The organism is Thermodesulfobacteriota bacterium (genome assembly GCA_040756475.1).
Lineage (GTDB): Bacteria > Desulfobacterota > Deferrisomatia > Deferrisomatales > JACRMM01 > JBFLZB01.
This window is the reverse complement of record JBFLZB010000286.1, coordinates 1-3,743: the sequence shown is the minus strand read 5'-3', so window position 1 is coordinate 3,743 and position 3,743 is coordinate 1. Positions and strand designations below refer to the sequence as shown.

4 protein-coding genes are annotated in these 3,743 nt (G+C 71.5%); 3 read left to right on the top strand and 1 reads right to left on the bottom strand.

Going from position 1 to position 3,743, the window contains the following annotated elements:
• Positions 1-1,455 (bottom strand): glutamate--cysteine ligase (locus AB1578_22540; protein MEW6490676.1); only part of this gene is annotated, 1,455 nt, incomplete at its 3' end.
• 501 nt (positions 1,456-1,956) lie between these two features.
• Here AB1578_22540 and mdh point away from each other — a divergent pair.
• The 3 genes from mdh to AB1578_22525 form a co-directional block, all read left to right on the top strand.
• Entirely contained in the window at positions 1,957-2,895 is a 939-nt protein-coding gene (mdh, locus tag AB1578_22535) for a malate dehydrogenase (GenBank protein MEW6490675.1), read from the top strand.
• Positions 2,896-3,142: 247 nt separating this feature from the next.
• Complete coding sequence (locus tag AB1578_22530) at positions 3,143-3,523, top strand: DUF6504 family protein (GenBank protein ID MEW6490674.1); 381 nt, start codon at positions 3,143-3,145, stop codon at positions 3,521-3,523.
• A 66-nt stretch (positions 3,524-3,589) separates the two neighbouring features.
• Positions 3,590-3,743, top strand: a 154-nt coding sequence (locus AB1578_22525) for a 4Fe-4S binding protein (protein MEW6490673.1), incomplete at its 3' end; no start/stop codon positions are given.

Below are 3,743 nucleotides of genomic sequence, written 5' to 3'. Positions count from 1 at the left end.
GCCCGCGTCGGCCAGGCGGAGGTAGTGCTGGAACATCTCCGCCAGGGCGCCTTGCCGGCCCAGCCGGGGCTCCAGTGCCGCCAGGGTGTGCTGTTGCCAGATTGCCCCGGTCTGGCCGGTCTCGATGCGGGCCTCCAGCACCGCCAGCAAGGGGTCCGCATCGCCGGCCTCGACCCCCGCCGCCCGGAGCCCCCGCCGGGCCAGGGGAAGGCAGCCCAGTGCTACCTCCCGCGCGGGCACCGACGCGAGCGGCCCGCCGGGAGCTCGGGGCCAGAGCAGCCGGGCCTCGAGCCCATCCTGGGCGGCCCGGTAGAAATTGCGCGACGCGTCGGCGAAGGGAAACCCCCCGGTCCAGGCCTGCGCCTGGGGCGCGATGCCCAGGGTCAGGCCCAGGAGGAACGCCGCGTTGGCCAGCATGTCGACGGGCGTGGGGCCCGACGGCAGGGCCCGCATCTCCACGCGCAAGTGCCCGCCGCCGGCCGGGTCGTACACCGGCCGGTTCCAGAGCCACACGGTGCCCACGTGCAGCCGCAGCTCGGCCAGCCCCGGAACCCGGCCGGCTTCCAGGGCGGCCCGGGGGTCCTCGTCCGAGAGCACGGGCAGCACGGGTGCATACCGGTCCACGAGGAAGCCGAAGAGACCCGCGCCGGTCGCGCCGGCCCATTGCCGGCCGAAGCTGACCCGGGCGGGCGGGGCGTCGCGCCGGCCCGCCGAAGGCCGGTCGTCGGTCGCCTGCTTCACCAGGGCAATCCGGGTCTCGTGCCAGAGCCGGTGCCCCAGAAAGGTGGGCGAGTTGCCGGCGACGGCCAGCGCGGGGGCCGCGGCCAGCTGGGCCGCGTCATAGGTGGCGGCGAAGCGCGGCGGAGGTGCCCTCAGGTGTACCTGGAACGATGCGTTGGCTCCCTCCAGGGCAACGTCGTCGGCCGAGGTCTCCAGGGGTTCGGGGCCGTCGATGCGGATGGCGAACGGTTCGCGCCGCCGCTCCCGCAGTGCGGACGAAATAGCCCGATACCGTGCCACGGGGGTCATCGCGCGGCTCCCGAAGTCTCCCCGGAGAAAGGTCGGCAGGATGCCCACCGAGGCGGCCCTTCCCCGATGGGCCCGGGCCGCCCGGGCGACGCTCGTCAGCACCTCGCGGATTTCCCGGCCCAGCGCCTCGAAGGGGCGGCCCGCGAGGGACACCGGGGAGAGGTTGCACTCGATCTCGAACCGGTCGAGCTCGTAGGTGAGGCGGGGGTCCAGCGCCTCGTGGAGGACCTTCTGGTTGGCCAGCAGCGGGCGCCCGGCCGGGTCCACCAGGAAGAGCTCCAACTCGGCGCCGATGGTCGCCGCCCCCTCCCCGAAATCCGGGCTCCGGAGCAGCTCCTCCAGGGCACCCAGGCACCCGCGAAGCCGCGCGGAAAACGCGTCGAAGTCCGCCCCGGTGAACCGATCCCGGCCGATGTCTCGCCCCATGTCTCTCGTTCCTCCGTGGTGACAGCCTGGGCCGGCGCATCGAGCGAAACGGTCCGACGCCTCAGCTTGCCCGAGGCCCGCGGCCCGTCAACCCGAAGGCACGCACCGGCCCCCCTGGCCCCGCCCACCGCAGCGAGTGTCTCACATCGCAAACCCGGAGGAGACGCGGCCGCCCCCCACATCCCGGTCTGCCGCGTTGGGCATCGGTGCACCTGCCGTCACGCCGCTTCTATGCGTTCTTTGCGTTCTTTCGCGGCCATTGCGCGAAGTTCGCCCTCCACCGAAGGGCAGATTGCCGCGAAAGGACACAAAGGACGCAAGGGATGGACCAGGAGGCGGCCAGTACTCTCCCTCCTCGCGCCCGGCGGCCGGGGCGCGGGGGCGGCCGCCCTTTAGTTTGGCTAAAGACCCTTCATTTCCACTAAAAGATCCTTGACGGGGGCCAAGCCCCCGCCTAGCATTCGGGCGCATCCGTTCACTTGCACAAGGGAGGAGACGTCCATGAAGGTAACCGTGCTCGGCGCCGCCGGCGGCATCGGCCAGCCCCTGTCCCTGCTCCTCAAGAACGCGCTCCCCGCCGGTTCCAAGCTGGCCCTCTACGATGTGGTCCCGGTGGTGGTGGGGGTCGGGGTCGACTTGAGCCACATCCCCACCGCGGTGCAGGTGAGCGGGCACGGCAAGGACGACCTGGACAAGGCCCTCAAGGGCGCCGACGTCGTGGTCATCCCGGCGGGGGTGCCCCGCAAGCCCGGCATGACCCGGGACGACCTCTTCAACGTGAACGCCGGCATCGTGAAGAACCTGATGGAGGCCGCGGCCAAGGCCTGCCCGAAGGCCTGCTTCGCGATCATCACCAACCCGGTCAACTCCACCGTCCCCATTGCCGCCGAGGTCCTGAAGAAGGCCAAGGTCTTCAATCCGAAGAAGCTCTTCGGCGTCACCACCCTCGACGTGATCCGCGCCAAGACCTTCGTGGCAGAGCTCAAGAAGCTCGACCCGGTGAAGACCAAGGTCACGGTGATCGGCGGGCACAGCGGCAACACGATCCTGCCGCTCCTCTCCAAGGTGAAGGGAGCCACGTTCACCCAGGCCGAGCTCGACACGCTCACGCCCCGCATCCAGGAGGCGGGCACCGAGGTGGTGGAGGCCAAGGCCGGCGCGGGCTCGGCCACCCTCTCCATGGCCGAGGCCGCCGCCCGTTTCACCATGGCGCTGCTCCACGGTTTGAACGGCAAGGAGTCGGTGCAGTGTGCCTACGTGGCGGTGGAGGGGCAGCCCACCGACTACTTTGCGCTGCCCGTGCGGCTCGGGAAGGGCGGCATCGTCAAGGTGCCGGGGTACGGGCGGCTGAGCGCCTACGAGAAGAAGCTCTTCGACGCCATGATCCCGACGCTGCGCGACAACATCCAGAAGGGCGTGGAGTTCGCGCGCAAGGGCTGATTCCTGCCTGGCGCGGCAAGGGGCACCGAGGCTCGGGGTCACCAGGGGCGCCCGGTCGGAAGGCCGGGCGCCCCAGCGCTTCCAGGCGCCTGGTCATCCAGTCGAAATCGATATCGAAATCGACGCCGACTCCCATCGCGATTCCGATTGCGACGGAGCACGCGCGACACGAGCATTCATGCCTCGATGGTCTGAGGCGCCCCTGTGCCCTGTGGGGCGTACCCGGCCAGGAAGGATGGGTCAGGGTTTGGCCGAACGGTTCGTGGGGGAGCGCCTCCAGCCCGCGGTGGAAACCGCCGACACCTCGCGCCTGGCCCTGGGGGAACCCGGGCTTCCGGAGCGGTTCTCGTGGCGCGGGGGCACCCTCGTGGTCGCCCGGGTCCTGCGGGCGTGGCGGGAGACCGGCCCCTGCACCCACGGGAGCGGCGAGCGGTACGTGCGCAAGCACTGGTTCGAGGTGGAAGCGGCCGACGGCGAGATCGCAAAGCTCTACTTCGAGCGCCGGGGGCGCCGGGGAGAGGGCAGAGCGAGCCGGTGGTGGCTCTTCAGCGTGCGGTCCGGGGACGCCCCGAGGCGCCAAGGAGCAGGCGCGCAGCCAGGAGAAGCTCCCGGTGGCCGGACCCCGTGAGACGCGCACGCCCTCTCGGGGGCGTCGCGGCGGACCCGGCGCCATCCAGAGCCTGTGAGACGAGCCATGACCCCCCTTCTGCTTCCCCTCCTGACCGTCGACCCCCGCCGGTGCACCGCCTGCGGCCAGTGCGTCCGGGTCTGTCCCCAGGGGATCCCGGTACCGGGCCCCGGGGGGCTCCCCCAGGCCGACCCCGGGGGGGCCGACCGGTGCATCCGGT